At 61.6% G+C, this 24,827-nt stretch carries 19 protein-coding genes and 4 pseudogenes; 18 read left to right on the top strand and 5 right to left on the bottom strand.

The annotated features are described in order from the left end of the window. From CIT25_RS30085 to CIT25_RS30060, 6 genes are all read left to right on the top strand, one after another. Positions 1-297, top strand: coding sequence for a hypothetical protein (locus CIT25_RS30085; RefSeq protein WP_095488778.1), 297 nt, complete (start codon positions 1-3; stop codon positions 295-297). After that, the gene (locus CIT25_RS30080) at positions 287-871 is read left to right on the top strand and encodes a type II toxin-antitoxin system VapC family toxin (RefSeq protein ID WP_095488765.1); all 585 of its coding nucleotides are present in this window, start codon (positions 287-289) and stop codon (positions 869-871) included. The genes CIT25_RS30085 and CIT25_RS30080 overlap by 11 nt, the downstream gene beginning before the upstream one ends. A gap of 119 nt (positions 872-990) precedes the next feature. Then, positions 991-1,848, top strand: coding sequence for a restriction endonuclease (locus tag CIT25_RS30075; RefSeq protein WP_245330053.1), 858 nt, complete (start codon positions 991-993; stop codon positions 1,846-1,848). A gap of 374 nt (positions 1,849-2,222) precedes the next feature. Continuing rightward, complete coding sequence (locus CIT25_RS30070) at positions 2,223-2,888, top strand: hypothetical protein (RefSeq protein ID WP_306462376.1); 666 nt, start codon at positions 2,223-2,225, stop codon at positions 2,886-2,888. Between the two features lie 211 nt (positions 2,889-3,099). After that, positions 3,100-5,157 (top strand): ATP-binding protein, encoded by a 2,058-nt coding sequence (locus tag CIT25_RS30065; RefSeq protein ID WP_158302687.1) that lies wholly within the window; start codon positions 3,100-3,102, stop codon positions 5,155-5,157. A 280-nt stretch (positions 5,158-5,437) separates the two neighbouring features. Beyond that, complete coding sequence (locus CIT25_RS30060; protein ID WP_342587123.1) at positions 5,438-5,878, top strand: Dabb family protein; 441 nt, start codon at positions 5,438-5,440, stop codon at positions 5,876-5,878. Positions 5,879-5,986: 108 nt separating this feature from the next. On the opposite strand, the pseudogene CIT25_RS30055 reads toward CIT25_RS30060, so the two are convergent. The 3 genes and pseudogenes from CIT25_RS30055 to CIT25_RS38610 form a co-directional block, all read right to left on the bottom strand. Further along, positions 5,987-6,184 (bottom strand): annotated as a pseudogene (locus tag CIT25_RS30055) (cold-shock protein); the annotation flags it as partial. 259 nt (positions 6,185-6,443) lie between these two features. After that, the gene (locus CIT25_RS30050) at positions 6,444-7,121 is read right to left on the bottom strand and encodes a hypothetical protein (protein WP_245330052.1); all 678 of its coding nucleotides are present in this window, start codon (positions 7,119-7,121) and stop codon (positions 6,444-6,446) included. Between the two features lie 135 nt (positions 7,122-7,256). Beyond that, positions 7,257-7,514, bottom strand: a complete 258-nt coding sequence (locus CIT25_RS38610; RefSeq protein ID WP_095488761.1) for a LysR substrate-binding domain-containing protein — start codon at positions 7,512-7,514, stop codon at positions 7,257-7,259. On the opposite strand from CIT25_RS38610, the gene CIT25_RS30040 reads away from it, so the two are divergent. From CIT25_RS30040 to CIT25_RS30010, 6 genes are all read left to right on the top strand, one after another. Then, the gene (locus tag CIT25_RS30040) at positions 7,401-8,150 is read left to right on the top strand and encodes an MFS transporter (protein WP_363279342.1); all 750 of its coding nucleotides are present in this window, start codon (positions 7,401-7,403) and stop codon (positions 8,148-8,150) included. The genes CIT25_RS38610 and CIT25_RS30040 overlap by 114 nt on opposite strands. A 598-nt stretch (positions 8,151-8,748) precedes the next feature. Next, positions 8,749-8,931 carry a hypothetical protein gene (locus CIT25_RS30030; protein ID WP_095488758.1) on the top strand — a complete coding sequence of 61 codons (183 nt, stop codon included), beginning with the start codon at positions 8,749-8,751 and terminating at the stop codon, positions 8,929-8,931. A gap of 218 nt (positions 8,932-9,149) precedes the next feature. Continuing rightward, complete coding sequence (locus CIT25_RS30025) at positions 9,150-10,052, top strand: DUF3991 and toprim domain-containing protein (protein ID WP_101954556.1); 903 nt, start codon at positions 9,150-9,152, stop codon at positions 10,050-10,052. A gap of 289 nt (positions 10,053-10,341) precedes the next feature. Beyond that, positions 10,342-10,944 carry a DUF1419 domain-containing protein gene (locus CIT25_RS30020; RefSeq protein ID WP_095488757.1) on the top strand — a complete coding sequence of 201 codons (603 nt, stop codon included), beginning with the start codon at positions 10,342-10,344 and terminating at the stop codon, positions 10,942-10,944. Between the two features lie 15 nt (positions 10,945-10,959). Continuing rightward, complete coding sequence (locus CIT25_RS30015) at positions 10,960-11,361, top strand: DUF3085 domain-containing protein (protein WP_095488776.1); 402 nt, start codon at positions 10,960-10,962, stop codon at positions 11,359-11,361. 125 nt (positions 11,362-11,486) lie between these two features. Beyond that, positions 11,487-16,580, top strand: a complete 5,094-nt coding sequence (locus tag CIT25_RS30010; RefSeq protein ID WP_095488756.1) for a lactate dehydrogenase — start codon at positions 11,487-11,489, stop codon at positions 16,578-16,580. A gap of 251 nt (positions 16,581-16,831) precedes the next feature. Here CIT25_RS30010 and CIT25_RS30005 read toward each other — a convergent pair whose 3' ends face one another. Further along, the gene (locus CIT25_RS30005; protein WP_095488755.1) at positions 16,832-17,836 is read right to left on the bottom strand and encodes an NADP-dependent oxidoreductase; all 1,005 of its coding nucleotides are present in this window, start codon (positions 17,834-17,836) and stop codon (positions 16,832-16,834) included. Positions 17,837-17,997: 161 nt separating this feature from the next. Here CIT25_RS30005 and CIT25_RS30000 point away from each other — a divergent pair, with 161 nt between their 5' ends. The 5 genes and pseudogenes from CIT25_RS30000 to CIT25_RS29980 all read left to right on the top strand — a co-directional run bounded on the left by CIT25_RS30000 (position 17,998) and on the right by CIT25_RS29980 (position 22,933). Then, on the top strand, positions 17,998-18,876 hold the full coding sequence (locus tag CIT25_RS30000; protein WP_095488754.1) for a LysR family transcriptional regulator: 879 nt from the start codon (positions 17,998-18,000) through the stop codon (positions 18,874-18,876). Between the two features lie 581 nt (positions 18,877-19,457). After that, a complete protein-coding gene (locus CIT25_RS29995; protein WP_095488753.1) occupies positions 19,458-21,170 on the top strand; it encodes a ParB N-terminal domain-containing protein in 1,713 nt (570 codons plus the stop codon). Positions 21,171-21,263: 93 nt separating this feature from the next. After that, positions 21,264-21,740, top strand: a pseudogene (locus CIT25_RS29990) (hypothetical protein). After that, a pseudogene (locus tag CIT25_RS37850) lies at positions 21,737-22,613 on the top strand (DUF7007 domain-containing protein). Before CIT25_RS29990 ends, CIT25_RS37850 begins: the two co-directional pseudogenes overlap by 4 nt. Beyond that, positions 22,613-22,933: a hypothetical protein gene (locus CIT25_RS29980; protein ID WP_206073016.1), complete on the top strand. Its 321-nt coding sequence runs from the start codon at positions 22,613-22,615 to the stop codon at positions 22,931-22,933. Before CIT25_RS37850 ends, CIT25_RS29980 begins: the two are co-directional and overlap by 1 nt. Positions 22,934-22,946: 13 nt before the next feature. Here the strand turns inward: CIT25_RS29980 and CIT25_RS38230 are convergent. After that, positions 22,947-23,256: pseudogene (locus CIT25_RS38230) on the bottom strand (alkylphosphonate utilization protein). Between the two features lie 501 nt (positions 23,257-23,757). Between CIT25_RS38230 and CIT25_RS29970 the strand changes: the two are divergent. Next, a complete protein-coding gene (locus CIT25_RS29970; protein WP_095488752.1) occupies positions 23,758-24,345 on the top strand; it encodes a hypothetical protein in 588 nt (195 codons plus the stop codon). Positions 24,346-24,827: the final 482 nt, after the last annotated feature.

Raw genomic sequence — 24,827 nt, 5'->3', positions numbered from 1 at the left:
ATGGGCGCCCAAATTCGTTCCGCTACGGAAAATGAGGAGCAGGTAGCACTAACGCGCAACAAGCTTGTGCTTGAGCAGGCACGCGCCGTTGGCCTTCTCGGCGCCGCGAAAAATACACGTTTGTCAGGCCGTGTGCCGTCGGAGTTGATCGACGCCGCCAAAAAGCGAGCTCACGTCACGTCCGACACTGAACTGCTGGAACTGGCATTGTCGCGGCTGGCACTAGAGGACGACTTTGGCGCTCGCCTTGTTGGCCGGAAAGGCAGCATTCCGGCGGATATCGATCTTGGGGTTTGATCTTCGTGAGACCCTGCGATTACTGAAGCCCCAAAAGCGGCGGGGAACACTCGAACGCCGAGCCGATGGAGATTTACCCTGGGTAGATGACGAGCCCACTATTGGTGGTCCATTGTTTCTGGACACCAGTGTTTATTTGGACGTCCTGCAGGGACGAACGCCTGAAGCGGTGGATGCGCTCCTGAGGTATCGGCTCTGTCACCATTCGGCAGTTTGTCTTTCCGAACTGACACATGCGTTTGGCCGCCTTGATCCGGCTCACGCGTCGACGAAATCGGCCCTGGAAATTATCCAGCAGACGATTGACGACGTGCCGACGCATAGGCTTCACGCCCCCGAAGCGACGACTTGGGGACAGGCCGGCATCATTGCCGGCCTGCTTTTCCGGCTGAGCAAGATGCCGAAAGGCGAGGGTCACGAGCGACGCTTTATCAATGATGCCCTGATTTTCCTGCAGGCAAGGCAATTGGGTGCGAGCGTCCTGACCGGAAACATCCGGGATTTCGACTATCTCTCCCAGATCATTCCAACTGGACGCATCATTTTGTACCGATTTCCGGCGACAGCACTGTGATGGAGTGCCTCGGAGATCGGGGCGCGGTTTCCGGGACGCAATACGGTATGTGAAAGCATAAGCATAGGCGGGGAGAGAGTAGCCGATGTCGATCAGTATGAAAGAGGCGACCGCCGTCAGTGCAATTGCTGATCTGCTTTATGACTTCCTGCCCGGCAGCGGGAACTCCCGCACTGCATTTCCGCTTGCCGCAAATGAGGTCGGAGTTGGCGAGTTCTGGCAACAAGGCAGCAAGCTTCCATCGCTGGTTCAGCTTCTCACCGCCACGCTGGAACATCGGCGGAATCGGTTCTGCCCTCTCTGTGCGTCAGTCTTTGACGTGGCGCCGGGGGCGTGGCGAGCCGCTAATGCGAGAGGAGATCGAGCAACTGAATACTCTGCTGCGTGGGGTTTCATTTCGAATCCCGGAACTCACGGACGATTCTTTTCTCAACATGCTTCCGGTACGAAATCCAGCGCCGGTGGAAAAACCCATAGCTGGGAAACCAACAGCGGCGCAGGTGAGCTTGCTCTCCCAACAACTGCTCGAGGTCAGCAAGCTTGCACCTCAGCCCCGTGGTTATGCCTTCGAGAAATTTCTTCATGATCTGTTCGCGGCATACAACCTTGCACCACGTGGCTCGTTTCGCCTGACTGGAGAGCAGATTGACGGCAGCTTCGCGCTCGAGGGCGAGACCTATCTTTTAGAAGCTAAATGGCAGAATGAATATTCGGGCATAGCCGACCTGCATGGTTTCTCCGGCAAAGTGCTTACGAAGGCCAAATGGGCGAGAGGTCTCTTCATCAGCAACACCGGATTCAGCCCTGACGGACTAACAGCGTTTGGCAAGGCGCCTACATCGATCATTTGCATGGATGGGCTTGACCTTCATGAAACGCTCTCACGTCAGCTTTCGGTAGCTGACGTGATTGTCAGAAAAGTGCGCCGTGCAGTTGAGACCGGAGGACCATTCGTTCGCGTACGTGATTTATTTTAGGCTGAGCGAACTTCAATCCGCGGACAGCTATTGGAAATATGAACAGATGATCGGGTCGGGGGGCCCTACAATGCACGACTGCAAACCGCCATCCGGGGCGATGAACCGATGGCTGAACTCTTATCCATCCGTTGAAGGATGTTATGGCCACCTGCTTCTCGAGGAAAAGGCCGACAGGGACCCAAATCTCGCTGCCGCGCTCATTCCGTATTTTGAGTCAGCCCACCGTGACGCTCGCGAACATTTTGCTGCTCAGATTGGGATAAATCTTCACCCGGATGCGGATGAAGACGACGACGATGATGATGCGGCCCTGCTTCTGTATCCCCGCTGTCTACCGCCGACCGCCTAGACGTGGCCTTTTCGGTGAGGTCATGACGGGACTTGTCACCGAGCATTTCAAGTTTGTTGGCGCGCACGAATGGTCGATCCCGATCTTTCTCTTTCGCTATCATGCCGACGTCGAAAAGTACCTGTTCGATCTTGCCCGTGACCCAGCCCGCGTTCGGGCCGTCTTTGGCCGTTTTGGCTCGGATTTCCTAGGTGTCTCCCTCGACAGCGACGGTGCCGTGATCCGATTGATCGTGGGCGAGGCAAAATGGCGGGAAACGCTCAACTCAAGCACGGTAAGCAACCTGATGCTCGGCGACTGGAAGAGAAACCGAAACACGGGAGAGAGAGTTAGAAAGGGAGGCGTATGGTTCGAAATCAACCGCGATCTCCCCGTTCCCCATGGTGTGCGCCAGCTTCAGCGATTACTTTTCGAGTGCGATCGGGACGGTCATGCGGCCGCAATCGTCTCTCTCGATAAGGCGCTAGCGTTGCGCAATCCCGTGCCTATTCCGCGAACGAACCTTATTATGATTGCAGGTGATGGCGCCGCGACTAGGGAGCCTCGGACGGCTTTGATTGGATGGGAAGAAACGCCCGAAGAGTACACGTCTTCTAATGACCTCCAGGTCGTCGAGCTGATCCGGTATCGACGCGACGCTTCAAAACGCGAAGCGCGAAGCCAAAGAGGCAAACCGCCGTCTGATTGAGTTGCAGAGCAAGCTGTCGAGCGAAGCCGCTGCCTCCACAAACGGCAAAGCCATTGCGGCGCTGGCGAGGGAGCTCTCGGCGCTTCGAGAGAACGATCATGCATCCCGCCGCCGCGTCGCGGAACGCTCTCGTGTGGAACTCCTGGGAACACTGGCGCAACAGATGTCGGAACTCCGACCCTGGGGTGAAAGTCTAGACCAGGTGAGGCAAATGAGAGTGCCGGCGCCTTCTGAGCTGGAGAGCTGGAAATCAGCTCTTTCTAAAGCGGAAGCCGAGATCGATCGCCACAGCGATGACAGCGGGCGCCTCACGAGTGAGCAGCGGCGTTTACGAGCCGAACTGGATGCAGTGAAGAATTCCACCGGCGTCGTGGACGATCATGAGGCAGCGACGTCGCGATCAGCGCGTGAAGCGGCGTGGGCCAAGCATCGTGAGGCGCTCGATCAATCGACCGCTGCGGCGTTTGAGATCGAGCTGCGGAAAGACGATCTGATCACCAGCGCCCGGCTGGGACACATGGGCGACCTGGCGAAGCTCAATCAAACCTGTCAGAGACTCGCCGTCGCGGAAGCGGAATTGGAACGTTCAGCGGAGCTGCTGAACGCGGCAAAATCGAAACGCGAAGTTATCAGGGCCAACATTCTGGAGTCCGCTCGGAAAATGGCTCCGGCTGTTTCCGGCGAGATCACGCTAGGTGGGCTTGAGGCATGGCTGCGCCGCCGCGAAATGGCCCTCGCGACGGCCGCATTGCTCAGGCAGGCGGAAGGTGACCTACGCCAGGCGGAAGCGGATGGCTCGGCGGCGCAGAACCGGCTCTCGGCGGCACTGTCGGCGGCAGCCGTTCCCCATGATCACTCTGATTCCTGCGAAGCGCTTTTGGCTACGGCCCAATCGGCCGTTGATCTGGAAGTTGAACACAAGAATCTGAGGGAGCAGCTTGAACGCTGCGAAAGGGAGGAGGCTTCCCGCCGCTCAGCCCTTGAAACGGCATCCGCCGACGAGGCGCGATGGGACGCGTCATGGGCTCAGGTTTGCAGGAGCTGCTGGCTCGGGGCGGGCGGCACTATCCCCAGCCTCATGACCGTCAAGGAGGTCATGGACCGACTAGCCGAGCTCGGCCCGGCTGCTCAACGGCAAGCCGGATTGGCAGATCGCATCGCCAAGATGGAGGACGATCAGGCGGCCTTTTCGCGCGAGCTTGCCGTCATGGCCGCAGAACTCGGATTGGAGCGACCAGCAGAGAGTGCCCTGAGCCTCTGGGCGCTGATGTCCGCCAGAGTGGAAGAGGCCCGATCGAAAAAGGCGGAAAAGGAATCCATGCAGCTTGCTCTCAAGGATCAGAGCCTCAAAAGCCGGGACCTGGAGGCTGAAATCGAGATTTGCGAGCGACGCAAATCTGAAATGACGCAGCTGTTCGGAGTAACTTCCTTGCAGGAGGTTGAGAAAAAGCTGCGCATGATCGAGCAAAGGATCGACTTGCGCCGGCGTTGTCATATCATCGAACGCGAAATCCGCGAGGCGCTGCCAATTCAGGACATGGCCGATGTCGAACAGATGCTTGACGCCGCGGATCGGCATGCGCTGGAGGCCGAGCAGGTAGAACTCAGAGCCCGGTTTGAGGATCAGGATCGGCGCGTACGAGAGTTGTTTACGGCATACAGCAAAGCGTCCGACGAGGTGGATGCTGTCGACGGCGACAATGCCGTGGCTGCTCTTGAGGAGCAACGGCGCACGGTCCTCCTGGAAATCGAGGATAAAGCGTTCAGCTACTTCCGCCTCAGGGCCGGCATCGTAGCGGCCGAGCAAGCCTTGCGCCTCTATCGCGACAAGCATCGCAGTTCGATGATGCTTCGCGCCTCGGCGGCTTTTCAGGTGATCAGCCGCGGCGCCTATCGCGGTCTGGCGACCCAGCCTGACAAGGACACCGAAGTCCTTATTGGCATCGGGGCTGATGGGAGTTCCAAGCTGGCGCAGGAAATGTCAAAGGGAACGCGCTTTCAACTCTATCTCGCGCTCCGGGTTGCCGGCTACCACGAGTTCGCCCAATCTCGAACCTCGGTTCCCTTTATCGCCGACGACATCATGGAGACGTTCGACGACTTTCGGGCGGAGGAAGCTTTCCGGCTCTTCGCCGATATGGCGAAAGTGGGTCAGGTAATTTATCTGACGCATCACCAGCATCTTTGCGACATCGCCCGGCGGGTTTGTCCTAATGCGCGCATACACGAGTTGGCCGCGCCACTCGTCCAGGAACGCCGAGCTGCGTGAGACGTCGATCCCGAGATGGTGCAAGCCGGGGGCCCTCCGTGACCGCCCGTGACCAATTCAAAGATTATTCGCCGATCAGCGCCGAAGCGCCAAGCCGTTTACAGGCACTTTGAGAATGTCACGTGCCTGGCATGTTGGGTACGAGCGGTTACGCTTTGTCAGAATTTAGAATAAAGCACCGGCTTCGGCCCGCTTCCCGGCACGAAGCAGCCTCTAGCTTCGGCTCGAGGAGATTTGCATGGCTTGGGGGTCCTCTCAGCGAAGGACATGGTCCCGGGCGATGACGCTGCACCTCTCCGACTCTCAGTTTTTAAGGATTGGCAAAATTGCGTTGCGGATTTGTGGCCGCCTGATACTGGTCCGCCTCTCTTATCGGAACCAGCCCCAAACGAAAATCATGATCCGACACATCGTCTTCTTCACTGCCGCGAGCAGCAGCAATCTCGAGCCGATCCTGGACGGGCTTGCACTGCTGACGAAGATCCCGCACGCACGCCGGCTCGAAGTCGCGCAGAATCGCAAGAGCGATCCCGCCAGTAAGGAAGTCGACGTCATCGTCTACGGCGAATTCGGCACCGATGCCGAGCTCGCTGCCTATAAGGCGCATCCGCTATATCAGGAGGCTATCAAGCGAGTGCGGCCGCTGCGCGAATTGCGGTTTGCGGCCGACTATGAGATCGCTGCGGCAAGGACGTCGCTGGGCGAGAACGCGCGCCAGTAAGCACGACGCGCTTGTTGCCGGGGAAGCGGATGCTGCACAAGCCGGATCATGATAGCGGGAAACACGGCTGGCGGAAGCGTCCAGAGTGAGAGCACCTTGGATCGCTTGGAGATTGCCAGCTGACGATTTTCCAGTGCGCCGGTCCTGCTCGACCTCATAGCTGACCTTTTGGCCATCGGCGAGGCTCCTCAACCCGGCACGTTCCACGGCAGATATATGAACGAAAACGTCCGCTCCGCCGGCGTCCGGTTGGATGAACCCAAAGCCCTTTGTCGCATTAAACCACTTCACCGTACCCGTAGCCACGCGTCTACTCCTTGTCTTGGCAAGGCGGGCAATTCTCACCCGCGGAGGCAATCTAACCATCGCCCTGAACACGTCAATGACGGTTGTCTTTGTCAGCCTTTCGCCTGTGCCCTCTGCATCTCGGTCGAGTCACGGCCGAGAGGTTTTCTGGAGTAGCGCTCTTCGGTCGACCCGGCGAGGCATGCGCGTTGCGAATGGCTGGCGAACCGCTCTCCCGTCCGCCCTCGGCCCGGATGCACGGTAACCTCTCAGCGCATTGTCACCCTTGATGTGCGCGCGCGACTTCGAGGAGTGCACCCGCGATCTCGTCATTGGTCCATCCGGCCGCCGCGGCGCTCTCAACCAATTCCTGGACAGCCGGTTCCAGCGCGCGCTGGCAATGAAGCCCGCGATCTGGATGATCAGCCGCACAGCCTGGTTCCACAATCGTGATCTTCGATCGCTTCATAGCCGACCAGGGGCTTTCGCCCGTCTCCTTCAGCCACACGAGGCGTATGAGCTCGGATGTCAGTGGAGCGCGCTTGGGATATCGCTTGATGCGGTCAACAAGCTGTTCCAGTGATCCCGCGCGTTGCAGCTCCTTGAAAAAATGGTGTGGCGCGACGCTCCCGAGCCGGTGCGTCTCCGCCAGGCTCCATACGTACCGATAGGCCGCCATGAAATCGGATCGTGGCGGAGCCTCGGACGGTTCGGCCCTGGTCAAGATACCCCCGCCCACGAGGCGGTCGGCCTTTTCGATGATCTGGCGCGTCCTTGTTTTTGAAAGGCGATGCTCCTGCGCCAGCTCGGCAACGGTCTTGCCGTTGAGAAAGCCGTCCACCAGGGTGACATTTCGGTCGACATTCGGACTGAACCCCCAGCAGGAGCGCAGCCGGTCCACTATCCTCATCGCACCACTTCCCTCGACGATGCTCTTTGCACGCGTTTTCGAATTCACGATAACCTCGACCGTTCTTTTGCTGACAGCAAGATCGCGGGCAGAACACCCTGATCTGCCGGGGGCAGTGTTGTCCAAAATCGGCCTTCACCGCAACAGCAACAATCCAGGCTGAGTTCTTTCAGCCAGTCACTTTCATTTCTGCGCTGCCTTCCTCAACCAGTCGCGCATTTGTCGCACGGGCCGTGACAGGTGCGTCGTGTCAGGGGTCAGCAGATGATACTGTTCCCGTCCCGGCAGCACCGGGCCGGGAAGCTGAAAAAGACGCCCCGACCGCAGATGCTCGCCGCAGGAGAGATGGTCGCCGATGGCAATGCCAAGACCGCGCAGCGTCGCGTCGATGCACAGATGCGTGCGGTTGAAGAACAGGTGGTTGTCGAGATCGTCCAGCATGATGCCTGCCGCTTCGCAATAGCGGCGCCACCAGTAGAGCCCGCGAACGCGGCCGCGGCGCCAGAGCGGCGCGGGCAGATCATGGGTGTCTATACCGCTGCCAATGCCCTCGGTTTCGTACTCGGTCCCGCGATGATCGCGCTGATGCCGGACCGCCCGGCCGCGCTTCTCCTCGGTTGCGCCGCGATAGCGCTGATGGCGCTGATCCCGTTCGCCGCGGTGGAACGGCCGGTGAGCCGCTTGGTGGTGCCGGGATCGGCGCGCCACATCGTGTCGGCGATCACAGCCTTTCCTTTAGCCTTCGGCTTTCTCTTCATCGCCTCGATGATTGATGCCATCGCCATCAGCCTCATGCCGGTCATCATGCTCGATCGCGATTTCGACGTCTCGCAGGCGGTGCGGCTCGCCGCGGTTTTCCATGTCGGCCTGGTGATCGGGCAGCCGCTGATCGGGCTGGCGCTGGACAAGGCTGGCCGCCGCCGCACGGTTCTTGGTTGCTGCGGCCTATCGCTCGCCTGCACCCTGCCGTTGGTTCTCCGGACCAAGTATGGGGTTCTGGCCCGTAGCCGGGCTGATGCTGGTCTGGGGCGGCGCGAATTATGGGCTCTACACCGCTGGGCTCGCGCTGATCGGTGACCGCTTCCCGGGCTGAGATGCTGACGGCGGCCACCGCCGCCCTTGCCTCCGTCTATGCTCTGGCCGCGATCATCGGCCCCGTCGTCGCCGGCGGCATGATGACTGCGCTCGGCGCGCAGGGCCTATTCGGGGCAGCAGCGGTTGTCTATCTGACGGCGCTCTGCGGTGGCCTCTGGCTATTTCGGCTGGCAGAAGCATCAAATCCGCTGATGTCCGCAATGGGCTCGATCGTGCCATTCGCAATGCATGTCCAAGACAACTACAACCTTCTCGGCTTCGACTGCGGGCGACTGCTGCGCGTGTCCCGCCTCGGAGCTCGAACATCTGGAAAGGGACCTGGCCGCGAAATCTGCCAAATCCAGGTCGTGTTCAATGTGCGAGCCGATCGGGCGGCATGCGGGCTCGGCCCGCGGCCCAACCCCGCTCTCTTGAGATGGCTTCCTGGTCCAGCTCCGGATCTTCCACGATCAACCCCTGAAGGGGTCCGCTAGCAAGCTGCGGTCGCGCCGGCTTCGCCTCTGCGGTGATCGCGCCCGGAGCCCGACCCTTGAGGAGCCATCGAGCGGGAATTGGCCCGCTCCGAGGATGGAGCCCTCAGATGTCGCAAGATCTGTCCCTCGCCCAAAGCCACGCCTTCCAGCTCGCCCGCACCCTCATGGTCCCGGTCACGCTCTTCCGCTCCGGCGACGAATTCGGCGTCCTGCCGAGCGCCGAACTCGACGACGATGAGGTCGAGACCCTCGCCGAATACGATCCATTTGAACACGGGCCGGCTCATTGAGCCGGCTTCCCTCCTCCCGGAGGTGCGGCTTGCGAGCTTGCGGCGGCAAGGGAAGCTGCGCCGCGGCTGGCCCGCGGGCGACGGCGCGGTGCAAAAACACACATTGCCAGCCGCGCCCTTGCCGCCTTTGCTCTTCGCGGCATCCGGAAGGCGCCCCGCAAGATGCGGGAAAGAAAACCTGAAGGAAGGCGGGCGCCTGCGGCGCACGAAAGAGGGACATGGAACAGGACGAACTCGATGAACTTCGACAAAGGGTGGCCTGCGCGGCGGCGCTGGATCAGGCCGGTTACGCAATCGACCTGAAGGAGAGTACCCGACGTGCGGTCAAATACCGGCGCGGCGACCAGATCGTCATCGTGATCCATGACGGAAATGGCTGGTTCGATCCACTCTCCGACGCGAAGGGGGATGTGTTCTCGCTGATGACCCATCTGCATGGGGTCGGTTTCGGGGAGGCGAAGTTGCTGGTCGCCCGCCTGGTCGGCTACGCGCCGCGCGAGCCTGTGTGGAAGAGGCAGGCCCGGCATCGCAAGCCCGATCTCGGCGTCGCCGAACGCTGGAGCGCCCGCCGCAAGCCCTGGCCGGGATCGATGACATGGCGCTACCTGCGCGACGATCGCCATCTTCCGGAAGCCGTGATCAGCGCCGCCATCCGTCATGATCTGCTGCGGGAGGGCCCTAGCCGCAGCATGTGGGCGGCTCACAGGGACGGGGAGGGGGTCGTGACCGGCTGGGAGGAGCGCGGTCCGGAGTGGCGCGGCTTCTCGACCGGCGGGGCAAAGGTGCTGTTCCGGTTTGGCCCCTGCGATGCGCTCCGCCTCTGCGTCACCGAGGCCGCGATCGACGCCATGAGCCTCGCCGCGCTGGAGAGCACTCGCCGCGATAGCCTCTATGTCAGTACCGGGGGTGGCTGGGCTCCTGCCACCGATGCGGCTATCCGGCTGCTGGCGGCGCGGGAGGGTCTATTGCTGGTCGCGGCCACGGACAATAACGCGCAGGGCGACACCTACGCGGTTCGCCTCGAAGCGGTCGCCCGCGAGGCTAGCTGCGGCTTCGAACGTCTCCGCCCGCACGAGGAGGACTGGAACGCCGAACTCAAGGCAAGGGTGAAGAACGGGTAAAGGGACAAAAGAGGAAATAAAGAAACCTANCTCCGCCCGCACGAGGAGGACTGGAACGCCGAACTCAAGGCAAGGGTGAAGAACGGGTAAAGGGACAAAAGAGGAAATAAAGAAACCTAGCTGCCGCATGCCCGCCGGCCGCGTCAAGGGTAAAGCTGCGCCCGCTTCGCGGCCCTTGACCCGGCCGGACGGAGAGGCGGCCGCGGAGGAGGGGTCAGGAAGGGCGGAAGAGGATGGCGACATCGAGTGGATGAGCCGCGCTCCAGCCCGACGTGAAAGGAGCCCACCCATGACCCTCTTGTCCGTCCGCAAGGTTTATCAGGGAATCGCCGACCGCCGGCAGATGTTCCGCATGTTCGACCGCCACGCTCAACGTCCGGATCGGTTCCAGGACGATGCCAGTGCTTTGTACGGCGGCGAATGGTTCGAGATATCAGAGGCCGAGCACGATTGCATGTTCGAGATCCTGCCGCCGCTCTGGATGCGAGGCGAGATGTTCGCGCTGCGTGAGTTTCTCACCGACCGCATCACCAGTATCTTCTACGCGCTGAACATCGATGGCCGCTTGCGGTATTTCCACGGTTATTGCGACCTGCTCGACAAGGGCTCGCCTGAGCGGATGCGCGATGCGATCGTGGAACGCGAAACCCGTCCCGTTCGGGCAATGACCCGCGAGGAGCGCCTGGAGCACATCTGGTCGAGCACTCACGACGACTATCGCGGCTACGCCGGTGAGCGCTGGCCGGAACGGGATCGCTCCAGGCGCACGGTGATGTTTTATGGCGGCCGACATGGCACCACGCTGAAGCTGCTGGACGAGCTCACCGATGATGAGATCGCGGCGAAGCTGCCCGTGCATCTGCGCTATCTCCCAGAAGCAATCGCGGCGTAACGGAGGCGTGAGATGATGTTGACCTTCGCCATCACCGCCGTCCGCGAGGTCATCGCTCGCGGCATTGCCGACGCTGAAGCCAATGGCGGCTTCCGCGATCCCCACCTCGGACTATCCGCCGCCGACAACCGAAAGCCCGGCCTCTGGCTCGTCGGAGACCACGGCGTCTACCTATGCTCCAACGGCGAACTCGCCAAGGGGGCGAAGCCGCTCGTCGCCTACGCCGAGGAATGCGATCCCCGCAGAAACGACGACTGGTTCGAGGTCAAACGCCGGACGTTCGGCGACGACGACGGCGTGGATTTTCTCGACGCCGCAGGCCTTGAGGCCCTGATCGCAGCCAGTCCCGGCTGCACGCATCTGCGTATCGCGTTCCTACGGGACTCGATGCAGCTCTTCGTGATCGGGCGAGACTAGCGATCAGTCGGCGGGCGCCGTCCGGCGGCCGTCCAACATCCCAATCCCCCACATGCCGCGCATGTCCGGCCGGCTGGAGTCATCCAGCGGAACGCGACGTGCGCCCTTATTCAGGAGATCCAGCCATGTCGCATGACGATCCTTTCACCATTGACCTTTTCGGCAACACCGCGTTGTCGTCCGGCCTCGGCCTCGGCCTCGGCGTGACGGCCTTTGGCGACGCTGTCGAGCCGGACGGTGACGACGATCCCGATCCGTCGTCGCCGGCGCCCGCGATGCCGGTCGCGGCAGTCGCACGGCGGCCATCCACGGCCTGCCGGGCGCGCGGGCCGAACTTCCATCTCGCTGGTAGCCGTGGCCTGGCGCGCGGCTGGAAGGAGCGCGCGCGCGACAACATCGCGGCGATCCGGCTCGCCGCCGAGATCGAGGCGGACGATCGCCCGGCCACGTGCGAGGAGCAGGAGAGGCTGATCCGCTTCACCGGCTTCGGCGCGTCCGACCTTGCCAATGGCGTCTTCAAGCGTCCCGGCGAGATCGATTTTCGAGAAGGTTGGGACGAGATCGGCTCTTCGCTGGAGGATGCCGTCGGCGAGGTCGACTACGCCTCGCTCGCCCGCTGCACCCAGTATGCCCACTTCACGCCGGACTTCATCGTCCGCGCGATCTGGTCAGGCCTGCAGCGGCTCGGCTGGCGTGGCGGCCGTGTGCTCGAGCCAGGCATTGGCACGGGCCTGTTTCCGGCGCTGATGCCCCAAGCGCTACGCGATGTGTCACAGGTCACCGGGATCGAACTCGATCCGGTCACGGCACGCATCGCAAGGCTGTTGCAGCCGCGCGCGCGTATCGTCACTGGCGACTTCGCCCGCACGGAGCTGCCGGCGAGTTTCGACCTCGCCATCGGCAACCCGCCATTTTCCGATCGCACGGTGCGCTCCGACCGGGCCTATCGTTCGCTCGCCCTGCGCCTGCACGACTATTTCATCGCCCGGTCCGTCGACCTGTTGAAGCCGGGCGCTTTCGCCGCCTTCGTCACCAGCTCCGGCACTTTGGACAAGGCGGATTCCTCTGCGCTTGAGCATATCGCCAAAACGGGCGACCTGATCGCCGCCATCCGTCTGCCCGCAGGCAGCTTCCGCGCCGACGCCGGCACGGACGTCGTGGTCGACATCCTGTTTTTCCGCAAGCGCAAGGTGGCCGAGCCCGAAGGTGATCTCTCCTGGCTCGACATCGAGGAAGTCCGCCAGGCGACGGAGGATGAAGGCGCGATCCGCGTGAACCGCTGGTTCGCGCGCCACCCGGATTTCGTGCTCGGCACGCATGCCATTGTCTCGGGGCCTTACGGCCAGGCCTATTCCTGCCTGCCTCACGGTGTCGATCTGGAGCGGGCGCTCACGGCTGCGATCGCCCTCCTTCCACAAGCCATTTATGACGGCGAGCCGGACGAGATTGATCGTGCCGCCGATGACAATGCCGACGTCGTCGATGCCCTGACGGAAGGCGTCGCCGGAGTGCGCGAGGGCAGTTTCTTCTTCAACAGCCGAGGCCTGATGCAGATCATCGACGGCGAGCCGGTCGCGGTGAAGGTCCGCAAGGGCCGCAGCACCGAAGGCATCCCCGAAAAGCATGCCCGCATCATCCGCAAATTGATCCCGATCCGCGACGCGGTGCGCGAGGTGTTGAAGGCGCAGGAGTTCGACCGGCCGTGGAAGCCGGCCCAAGTCAGGCTGCGCATCGCCTGGTCGAATTTTGTGCGCGGCTTCGGGCCCATCAACTTCACTACCGTGTCGGTGAGCGAGGATGCCGAGACCGGGGAGGTCCACGAGACGCATCGCCGCCCCAACCTGCAGCCCTTCCTCGATGATCCCGATTGCTGGCTGGTCGCCTCCATCGAGGACTACGATCTCGAGACCAATACCGCCCGACCGGGTCCGATTTTCACCGAGCGCGTCATCGCGCCGCCCGCAGCACCCATCATCACATCGGCCTCCGATGCGCTTGCCGTCGTGCTCAACGAACGCGGCCATATTGACATCGATCACATCGCCGAATTGCTGCATGAGAATGTCGATGCCGTCATAGGCGAATTGGGTGACGCCATCTACCGCGATCCGGAGACCGGTTCGTGGCAAACGGCCGACGCCTATCTCTCCGGTCAGGTCCGCGATAAGTTGAAGGTCGCGGAAGCCGCAGCCGCCCTCGACTTCGCCTATGAGCGCAACGTCACGGCGTTGCAAGACGTGCAGCCGGCCGATCTTCGTCCCTCGGATATCACCGCGCGTCTCGGCGCGCCATGGATCGCCGCCGCCGATGTTGTCGCCTTCGTCAAGGAGACGATGGGTGCCGAGATCAGGATCCATCATATGCCGGAGCTGGCATCGTGGACCGTCGAGGCGCGCCAATTGGCATGGATGGCGGCCGGCACGTCCGAATGGGGCACCGATCGCCGACATGCCGGCGAGCTCATAGCCGACGCGCTGAACAGCCGGGTGCCGCAGATCTTCGACACGGTGAAGGAGGGCCATGCTGAAAAGCGCGTGCTCAATGTTGTGGACACGGAAGCCGCCAAGGAAAAGCTGCAGAAGATCAAGACCGCTTTCCAGAACTGGATCTGGTCCGATCCCGACCGGACCGACCGGCTGGCGCGGGTCTATAACGACCGCTTCAACAACATCGCGCCCCGAAGATTCAATGGGGATCACCTGCAACTTCCAGGCGCCTCCGGCGCCTTTTCTCTTTACGGGCACCAAAAGCGCGGCATCTGGCGCATCGTCTCGGCCGGCTCGACCTACCTCGCCCACGCCGTCGGCGCCGGCAAGACCATGACGATTGCCGCGGGCGTCATGGAGCAGCGCCGGCTTGGCCTGATCGCCAAGGCGATGCTGGTCGTTCCCGGCCATTGCCTTGCACAGGCGGCCCGCGAATTTCTGGCGCTCTATCCGACCGCCCGCATCCTCGTCGCCGATGAGACGAATTTTTCCAAGGACAAGCGACATCGCTTCCTGTCACGGGCGGCCACCGCCGCTTGGGACGCGATCATCATCACGCATTCGGCCTTCCGCTTCATCGGCGTGCCGTCGGCATTCGAGCAACAGATGATCCAGGACGAGCTCGAGCTCTACGAGACGCTGCTGACCAAGGTCGAGGGCGACGACCGCGTCTCGCGCAAGCGCCTCGAGCGGCTGAAGGAGGGCCTCAAGGAACGACTGGAGGCGCTGGCGACCCGCAAGGACGACCTGCTCACCATCTCCGAGATCGGCGTCGACCAGATCGTCGTCGACGAAGCCCAGGAGTTCAGGAAGCTCAGCTTCGCCACCAACATGTCGACGCTCAAGGGCGTCGATCCGAACGGCTCCCAGCGGGCCTGGGACCTTTATGTCAAATCCCGGTTCGTGGAGACGAAGAATCCGGGCAGGGCGCTCGTACTGGCCTCCGGCACGCCGATCACCAATACGCTTGGCGAGATGTTCTCGGTGCAGCGCTATCTCGGTTACGAGGCGCTGCTCCATCGCGGCCTGCACGAGTTCGATGCCTGGGCTTCGACCTTCGGCGACGTCACGACCGAACTCGAATTGCAGCCATCCGGCAAATACAAGCCGGTGACGCGCTTCGCCACCTTCGTAAACGTGCCGGAGCTGATTGCCATGTTCCGCTCCTTCGCGGATGTGGTGATGCCGGAAGACCTTCGCGAATATGTGAAGGTGCCGGCGCTTTCGACCGGCGCACGTCAGATCGTCACCGCCAAGCCCTCCGCGGCCTTCAAGCGCTACCAGATGGTGCTCGATGCCCGCATCAAGGCCATCGAGGAACGCGACCGTCCGGCAGAACCTGGTGACGACATCCTGCTCTCGGTTATCACCGATGGCCGGCACGCCGCGATCGACCTGCGCTTGGTCGATCCGGACAATGACGATGAGCCGGACAACAAGCTCAACGCTCTCATCGGCAATGTCTTCCGTATCTGGCAGGAAACAGCGCAAAGCCGCTATATCCGCGCCGACGGCAAGCCGTTCGAGCTTCCGGGCGCAGCGCAGATGATCTTCTCCGATCTCGGCACGATCGGCGTTGAGAAGACCAGAGGCTTCTCGGCCTATCGTTGGATCAGGGATGAACTGATCCGCAGGGGCGTTCCGGCATCGGAAATTGCCTTCATGCAGGATTTCAAGAAGGCGCAAGCCAAGCAGCGCCTGTTCGGTGATGTGCGGGCCGGCAAGGTCCGGTTCCTGATCGGCTCCTCCGACACGATGGGCACCGGCGTCAACGCGCAGCTCCGCCTCAAAGCGCTGCATCATCTCGACGTGCCGTGGCTTCCCTCCCAGATCGAACAGCGCGAAGGCCGTATACTGCGGCAGGGCAACCAGCACGATGTCATCGACATCTTCGCCTACGCCACGGAAGGATCGATGGACGCCCAGATGTGGCAGAACAACGAGCGCAAGGCCCGGTTCATCGCGGCCGCCCTCTCCGGAGACACGTCTATCCGGCGGTTGGAGGATATTGGTGAGGGGCAGGCCAACCAGTTCGCGATGGCCAAAGCGATCGCCTCGGGCGATCCGCGCCTGATGCAGAAGGCAGGTCTGGAGGCAGACATTGCCAGTCTGGAGCGCCTTCGCGCGGCCCACATTGATGATGAGCACGCCGTTCGACGGCAGATCCGCGATGCGGAGCGCGATATCGAATACTCGACCCGGCGCCTCGGCGAGGTCGGGAAGGACATCGAGCGCCTCGTGCCGACGACCGGCCATGGGTTCAGCATGGTGGTCGGGGACGACGCGTTCACGGAGCGCAAACTCGCCGGTCGTGCGCTGATGAAGGAAATCCTGACTCTCGTGCAGCTTCAGCAGCAAGGCGAAACCACTATCGCCTCCATCGGCGGGTTCGATTTCGACTATTCCGGCGAGCGGTTCGGCAAAGACGGCTACCGCTATGCCACCATGCTGATGCGCACCGGTGCCGATTATGGGATCGAGATCCCGGTGACCACCGGGCCGCTTGGCGCCATCGCCAGGCTAGAGCATGCCTTGGCCGGCTTCGAGGGCGAGCAGGAACGATATCGCCAGCGTCTTGAGGATGCCGAGCGCAGGCTCACCTCCTATCGCTCGCGTGAGGGCGGCGAGTTCGGATTCTCTGGCGAATTGGCTGAGAAGCGCCGGCAGCTTGCGGAAATCGAAACCGATCTTGGGTCTTCGATTGATGGTCAGGATCAGCGTGCAGCCGCATAGCAGGCTCGACACAGCTGCCGGTCATTGTGTCAGGCATTGACCGGCGGCAAAGGTTCAAGGGGCTCGGGTGCAGGCGATACAGGAGGCGCGCCGATATCCGATCACCACAGTGCGCAAGCCGCGATACAAATCGTGGCGGCGCCCGTCTCGGATCGCCCTTTCAAGCAGGGCCATTCGTGCCAACCGGCCACCTAGGAGGATAAAGAGCTCACGCATCCCGGCCGCAATCAATGACAAAAGACCATTTGGTTTCACAGTTTTATTAGCTGCTTACCAAAGTTCTCCCCATTCAACATGCGCACAAAGGCATAAGGTACCGCCTCGATCCCTTCAGCGACGTCTTCTTTTGTCTCAAGAAGTCCCTGTTTATACCAGGATAGCAGGTCGGCCTTTGCCGTCTCAAATTCGTGTTCATGGTCATCAAGCAAGAAACCTTCGATCCGAGCCCGAGTGATCAGAGTTTTCCTGAGGTGTCTCAAGCCGATATCTGGTTGATCGAATCGATCAGCCAAAGCAATCGTCCCGACGATCACAACTCGACCGAACGTATTAAGATTTAACATCGCCGCATCGTGGATCGGTCCCGCAGTGTTATCGATAAATACGTCCACTCTGTTTGGGCACGCAGCGGCGACATCGGCCACCAGGTCAGTCGATGTTCGGTGGTTGATGCCTTGGCGATACCCAAGCTTTTTGCACCATTCGAGTTTTGCGTCCGTGCCCACAATAGCAACCGGGTCAAGTCCCTTTATCCGCGCGATTTGCCCCGCAATCTGCCCCACGGCACCCGAGGCCGCCGAGATCAAGACTGTCTCGCCTTGTTTCGGCTTGCCGGTCTTGAGAAGCGAAAAATATGCCGTCAGACCCGGCATACCCAGGTAGCTGAGCGAGGCTTGCACGGGGGCGTCGGTGGCGGTCACAACCTTGGCTGAGGACGCAGGAATGCTCGTGAAAGGCTGCCATCCAAAATAGTCACTCATGACAATGTCACCAGGCTTGAAATCAGGAGATCCGGATGAGATCACTTCCCCGATTCCGCCTCCCGACATCAGATCCCCCAATCCAAAGCCAGCGGCGTAATTTTTCGCCGGACTGATCCTGCCGCGCATGTACGGATCCACCGAGAGCCACAAGGTCTTGAGGAGCAGTTCTCCCTCTGCGGGTTCCGGAATCGGGCGATCTTCCCGCATCCAGTTGCCGACCGTCGGCATTCCCGACGGATAACTCCGCAGTACCCAACTAGGATTCTTGGCCATGGCGGTCTCTCCTTACGAGCACAGGTGCTCCGATATCTGGGTCGGGTTCTGTCCCTCAAACCATGACGCACTTGCTTCTTGAATGCATCAGTTTGCATGCCGTGATAATAGGCATTTCGGAGAAACATTGTTTTAGATTTTGAAAGAGTGTCTGGGTGGATATGGTGACGGCGATGCGCATCGCAATCGAGGTTGCGCGCCATGGGAGTTTTACCGCAGCGAGCCGGGAGTTGAGACTTTCCGCGCCTTCAGTCAGTCGAATCATGGCTGAGCTGGAGGCCGATTTGGGGGTGCGTCTCTTCAACCGGACCACCCGTCAACTCAACTTATCTGATGCAGGAATGGAGTTCGTGCAAAAAAGCTCTGGCATACTCGAGGAGCTCGATACTATGCGGAGCGTGGTTCGCGAGCGCCACGAAACTCCGCGCGGGCAGTTGCGCGTGTCGTGCGTCATGGCTTTCGGCAACGAATGCCTGGCACCCGCCTTGCCTGAGTTCTTGCGAAGGTTTCCCCAGCTAGACATCTCACTCGATCTCGGCAACCGCTTGGTTGATCTTATCGAGGAGCATTACGATGTTGCAATTCGAGTCGGTCCATTAAGAGATTCATCTATGATCGCGCAGAAGATATATACTCAAAGAATAGTATTTGTTGCCTCTCCCGAAGTTTGTCGAAGGTTTGGGATGCCCAAATCATTCGACGAAATCAGAAGCTATCCATCGGTCACGCAAGTCAGCGGAGAATGGGGGCGAACACACCAGTTTAGGTTTTTAGGCGAAATCATCGACTTCGAAGTTCCGCAACACTTTAGAATGAACTCCGCACGTGCGGTCAAAAACGCTTGCCTGACCGGATATGGCTATTCATTGCTCCCGGATTTTATGGTCGCAGACGACCTTGCAGAAAACCGTCTGGTGCAGCTGCTGCCACACTACGAACCCGTGGAGCAATCAATTTACGCCTTTTATGCGCAACGGCGCCATACACCGCAGAAGATACGAGTGTTCATCGACTACTTGGCTGAAGTTTTCGGTAGTTGAACACTAGAATGCTGCCAGGATCATTCTTGTCCCAACTGTTGTGCAGGCCCCCTCGAGTTCGGCCGAGCCTCCCAAGCGACGACACCAGCGCACCTCGAAAAACCAGCCCCAGCCAGGCGCCATGCGATGGGGTGACAATCGCACGTGCCTTCGAAGCCGTAGATCACCGGTCGTACGCCAGGAGAACCTCGATCAGGTGGTCATGATCGGAACGATTGTGGCCATCGGGCTTAGATTAGAACTTCATGGCGCAGCTTGCCGGCTGCAGGATTGTGATCCCGATTAAACTGGACGTGCTCTAGATCCACGTCGCAGGGAGGTGGAAAGGAAAAACGGAGGAAGGATAAAGCCCTCTCGCAGATCGGGCGGGCCGCTGACGCTGGCGCTCAACCGCGCCGCTCGCGATCCCGGCCGATCGCTCTGCGCAGGGCTCAAGAGCCCCGCTTGATCTGGCCGGCAGGGATGCTCGGCCGCAGTTGCACCTGCCCGTCCGCTCAGCGGGCCGGGGGATGTCTTCGGGAAGAAGACGAGGAAGGACCCGCGAACGGCGGTGTCCGCAAACCCCTTGAAGGAGCATCTCCATGGAACTGAAGTTTGTCGATCCGCGTGCGCTGAAGGATAACCCGGACAAGGCGCGACGCTCGAAGTCCAGCCCGCAGGCCGACGCGCTGCTGCTGGCTACCATTCGCGCTGTCGGCATCGTGCAGCCACCTGTCGTGGCGCCGGAAGCGGATGGCGGCAACGGCTATGTCATTGATGCCGGACATCGTCGTGTGAAGCAGGCGATTGCCGCGGGTCTGGAAGAGATCGCCGTGCTGGTGATCGAGCACGCCGAGGATGGTGGTGCAATGCGGTCGCTGGCCGAGACGCTGGCGCATGAGCAACTCGATCCCGTCGACCAATGGCGCGCGATTGAGCGGCTGGTTGCGCTCGGCTGGACCGAGGAAGCCGTCGCCCTCGCTTTAGCGCTTCCCGTCCGCCAGATCAGGAAGCTGCGCCTGCTCGCCAACGTTCTGCCGGCCATGTTGGACCAGATGGCCAAGGGCGACATGCCCAACGAGCAGCAGTTGCGCACCATCGCGTCGGCTTCGCTTGATGAGCAGAAGGAGGTCTGGAAGAAGCACAAGCCGTCCAAGGCCGATCCCCAGGTGTCATGGTGGAGCGTGGCGCAGGGCCTGACGAAGCGCCGCATGTACGCGCGCGACGCCAGCTTCGGTGACGATCTCGCTCACGCCTACGGCATAGCCTGGGTCGAGGACCTGTTCGCGCCGGCCGACGAGGACAGCCGCTATACGGTCGATGTCGAGGCTTTCCTTGGCGCGCAGCAGGAGTGGATGGCAAACACTCTGCCCAAGCGCGTCGTGATCGTGGAAGCCGGTCAGTGGGGCGAGCCGAAGCTGCCGCCCAAGGCCGAGCGGGTCTACGGCAAGCCGTCGAAGTCCGATCACACCGCCCTGTATCTCGACCGCGACGGCAAGGTGCAGTCGGTCGCGTACCGCATGCCGGCGGCCAAAAACCCCAAGGGCAAGAATGGCGCTGATGTTGAGACCGATGGCGATGATATCGTCATTACGGCAAAGCCGCGTCCGGACGTAACGCGCAAAGGCATAGAGATGATCGGCGACCTGCGTACCGACGCGCTGCACGAGGCGCTGTCGCGCGCACCGATCGAGGACGACACGCTGATGGCGCTGCTCGTCCTCGCCTTCGCCGGCCAGAATGTCACAGTGGCATCTGGTGCCCGCGACATCTCCTGTTACGGGGCCGCAGGCCTCGGCGAACATGCCGCGCGCCTGTTCGACCAGGAGGGCAGGCTGACGTTCGACATGGACACGCTGCGCATTGCCGTGCGGTCCTTGCTGATCGACGTTCTGTCCTGCAGGGAGAATCGCTCGGACAGCGGCGTTGTCGCCCGTGTCGCCGGCGACATCATCGCCGCGGACAACTTCTTAGCCAACATGGGGACTGAGGACTTCCTGTCATGCCTGTCGCGGCAGGCATTGGAAGCGGCCTGCGCCGATACATCCGTCCTGCCCCGTCAGAAGGTCAAGGACACCCGTGCGGCGCTGGTCGAGCATTTCAAGGAAGGCTGCTTCGTCCACCCGTCGGCGCTGTTTGCACCCACTCCGGAAAAGCTGACCTCCTGGCTGAAGATGAACGAGGCCAGGGAACAGCCTGAGGACGACGGCACGCCGGCGCACCAGGACGAGCTCGACGGCGATGCGATCATCGAGCCAGCGCACGAGTATGCCGGCGACGATGACGCTGAAGGCTTCCGCGAGGCCGCCGAATAGCAGCGCGCGCTTTCTTCCTTCCGATTGCATTACCGCCGCCGGTGACCTCGCCGGCGGCGGTTTCGTTTTCGCCCTAAACACCGGAGACCAATCATGTCGGCTCAAACCATCTATGACCTCGTTCCACTCGGTTCGATCGTAACTTATCGCGATGGAACGCCACGCCCGCCCGAGCGACATCGCAACAAGCTCGCCGCATGGGAGAACCGCAACAGTGGCGGCCGGCTGATCCGCAAGCAGGCCGAAACCCGCGTCGGCAACACCACGCTGCCGGCATCCATTACCCTGCACAAGGGCGATTATGGCAGCCAGGGCACCGTCGTCCTGCGTGTTCACCAGAGTTTTTCGGTGAACAGCGATCTCAACTTTGCGGTCAAGGAGCGGCCCGCTATCGGCTCGGTCCTGGTGCTCGACCGCCACTGCGAAGACGCCGAACTGGTCTATCTCGCCAGCCATCGTGCGGATGCAGAAGAATGGCTGACGCGGCACGGCTATCCGTGAGCCGTTCTGCAAGAGGTGACGGCCGATGCCGTGGCCGCGGATACCGTCGAGGGGAGGGTGGCGGCATGAGCGTGGCCACTCCCCGGATACGAGACGAGGCCCCCGGTAATGTGGGGATTTGTTTTGGCCGCAGCGCCGACGGATATCCCGTTGCGCTTGTCGGTGAAACGGCGTTCGCCATGGTTCCGGTCCGGAACGGCCGGCACTATCTTGTCATGGGCTGGCGTATCCGCCGGCCCATGGCCGAATGGACGCGCAGCGATTTCTACGGCCATGCCGGCGAGCTTGCCGACGAGGCGGCGTTTCGCGCGCATGTCGAGGAGAACGCTCTCCACCAGCAGCATCGCGTAGCGCTTGGCCGTCGCGAAATCGATTCCCGCGCCCACACGCCATGGGGAACGTCGCAGGGAGCGACCGTCTACGCCGAGGGCGTCGTGTCTCACTCAACGGCAGGCCATGGCGGGTTCCATCTGTCGGCGGAGCGAAATCGCAAAGTCCATGTCATGCTCCGTGCCGATGGCGGCTGGTATGAAGAGGACTGCCATTGGGCGGCCGTCGCCCAAGCCTTCCCGCAGCTCCTCACGGACTTCGAGAAGGCTTGTGCGAAAAAGACGATCCGCGACTGGTATCCGGAAGCCTGGGAGGCGATCCACGGCAGGGTGCTCGAACCCGGCCAATCCGCGAAAAAGGACGAGCGGGATTCTTCGAGATGCTTACCGATAACTGGGTCGTGGTGTCGGCGATACCGAGCACCAGGCCGGTTTCACCGAGGTTATCGCGACGCCCGGCGGCAGGCGTGGACCGGGCACGGAGGAACGTCGCTTTCTCGTTCCGACCGACGAATACCATGTCGGCCGCTTTGGATTCGTCATCGATGTTGCGCGCCATCGTGTCTATGGCGGGCCATCGAGCTTCATGGATTGGCAGGGGAGGGACACATAATGTCTGTCCGCGATCGCCGCGCGCAGCTCTTTCGCATGGAGGAGGCACGGCGCCAGACACAGCGCCAGCTTGATATGATCGACCGGCAGATCATAAGGCGGATGACGGCGATCATTCCGCAGCTCAAGCCCCAGCGTAACGGCCGCCGACGCCTAAAACCTGCCGATGCCAGGACCTTTCTGGAACGATATCGATCGAACCTTGCCGCGATCACACAGGAAAGGCAGCACGAGATCGATGCCTATCTCGCAAACTGGCAAGGCAGGACGCTGCGATCGCAGCACTGTGACAGAATCCCGCCGGACCTGAGGCGCGCCTGATACTGCGGCCTGGTCAGCGCTTGCGTACGAACTCGGTTCGCAACACCAGCCCCTTGATCGCGTCATTCCGGCAGTCGATTTCGTCAGGATTTGTCGGTCAGCCGGATCGACTTTGATCACCGTGCCCTGCTTCAGGCTCTGCCCAGCGCCTTTGACCTTGAGGTCCTTGACGAGGGCGACGGAGTCGCCGTCGGCCAGCACCTTGCCGGCGGCATCGCGCACTTCGATGCTTTCGGCAGTAGCTGCATGGCAGCCATCTCCGACGCTGGTCGCAATTCCCCTGTCGCGTCGTCATAGACGTAGTCGTCGTTCTGATCTGTCATTGCGGCGGCATTGAAACCAGTGCGTTGTCAGTCCGACGTGGGAGCAGGCCAAAGAGCTGATCCGCAGCAGCGGGCGGCGCACATCTCCGATATCGGCAGGAGCCGAAGTTCAAACGCCGTCCCTCGCGCAGCCTGGCGGGCAGGCGGATCGTGTGGCGGCGGGAATTGAACAGTGGATTTCCTCCCGCGTGCCGATGTCCGAATTCATCCTTGCCGGTCTTTCCGGCGGGTTTGCTGCGGTCTGAACCGGCGGCTGGCCCCTTCAAGGCCGCTGTCGCGCCGCGGAGCGGCCGGAACCCGCCGATCTCGGCAAGGCCGGCCCGCGTCCTGCGCAGGGACCAGTGAAGGACTGGCCCCCGCTTTTCCGCAAGCCGACCTCGCTCGCCTGGCAGGTCCCGGACCCTGAAGCGTCCAGCTTCCGCCGGTTCCTTTCGACCGCACCCGCAGGGAAGACCGGCAAGGGCCGGATCACCTGAAGGGCATCGCTAGAAAGGAAAGCTAATGTCCAGTTCAACCCGCTCCACCAGGACCAAAGCCCGCGTCGTCCAGCTCCGCAAGGGCACGACACTCGAAATGGTTCGGCTCTGCTGCCCGGACGGCCATCAGGCCACGCTCATCTCCGAAAGCTTCGGCCTTCCCGTCCTCGACAGCGATGGCATCCGTGAATTCCACGAGCGCAGCCTGATCGATGGCGCCGACACACTCTCCGAGGGACTTTCCGACAAGGCGATGCAGATCCACCTGCAGAGGATCGTCGGCTCCTATGTCGGCTCCGCCTATGGAGCAGGCCAGTTCTACTCGAAGGCCGTCACCGAGGCCAAGGACGCCACAGCCAGGCTCGCCAACGACACCCGCGACGAGGACCTCGACGGTCCTGTCGGTTTCGACAGCAATGCACAGCGCAAGCGCGAGTTCGCCGCCGACATGGGCCTCCAAGCCCACGCGTTGCGCATGGCGGCCGAGGGCGCCGTCGCCGCCTACGAGCACATCGTTGGTGAAAGCTGGAAGCCTTACGAACGCCAGGTTGAGAACCCTGGCCAGACAGTCAACCGGCAGGCGGCCGACCTTCAGATGGCGGCGCTCGGCTAACTGCCACCGGGCGGAGCTTCGGCTTCGCCCGATCTTCCTCGGTCGGCATAGTGTTCGATAGGGTAAACCGGCCTCAGCAACCGTGCGAGCGCCAATCCTGGAAGCCGCAGCTTCTCCGACACTTGCGGGCTATCTTCCTTGCCTTCTGCCCCGACAGGCTGCGCTATCGGCAGAGCGCTACACAGGAAGGGAGCGATACCCAAATCTTGAGTTCTTCGCGCGTCGGTTCTTCCTGCACAGGGAAGATGTCCTAATTCTTCCGGCTCCGGGTGAGGCGCGCACGGGGCGGATTCACTGGGCTGAGCTGTGAGGGAAGGTGCTCGCGCGCCGCAGTGACGCCCAAGATTGCACGGCAAGGTTGCAAACTGGGTGATCTGTGATAAGGAAATGTGAAGTCAGAAGCGGCCTATTGAAATGAAGCGGATGCAAGAAAAGGACATTCCCGCATTCGTGCAGGACGTGTTCGCAACGGGCTGCGATAT

The sequence above is a fragment of the Mesorhizobium mediterraneum genome, assembly GCF_002284565.1.
Classification (GTDB): Bacteria; Pseudomonadota; Alphaproteobacteria; order Rhizobiales; family Rhizobiaceae; genus Mesorhizobium; species Mesorhizobium mediterraneum.
The sequence above is the reverse complement of the archived record's forward strand: the minus strand, read 5'-3'. Positions and strand labels throughout refer to the sequence as shown.